This window comes from Psychrobacter sp. CAL346-MNA-CIBAN-0220 (genome assembly GCF_040309805.1).
Lineage (GTDB): Bacteria > Pseudomonadota > Gammaproteobacteria > Pseudomonadales > Moraxellaceae > Psychrobacter.
Genome location: NZ_JBEOPF010000610.1, coordinates 1 through 246 on the forward strand (window position 1 = coordinate 1; position 246 = coordinate 246).

A 246-nucleotide genomic window follows, 5' to 3' on the forward strand; every position below is an offset into this window, starting at 1 on the left:
TTCTTGCATGATGGCGCGCGTACGCTCAGCGCCTGCTACCATGTACTCTACATCTTTAGGGTGTGATAGATAGTTTGGATCAATCAATACCGCATCTGAGGGATTGGCAGAGTCCAGCCTGACCGTACCGCGACTCTCAGGACGTAGGTAGCAGGTGTGACAAGAGACAGCGAAGCCACGTTTGATATCACGGCCATGGTTAATCACGCGCGAGATCACAAAGTGCAATTGGGTATTTGGCCATTC

Annotated in this window: 1 protein-coding gene; it reads right to left on the reverse strand. The window is 51.2% G+C overall.

The window, feature by feature from the left end:
• The coding region (locus AAEY88_RS15000) for a GMC oxidoreductase (RefSeq protein ID WP_350563670.1) at window positions 1–246 on the reverse strand (246 nt) is incomplete at both ends.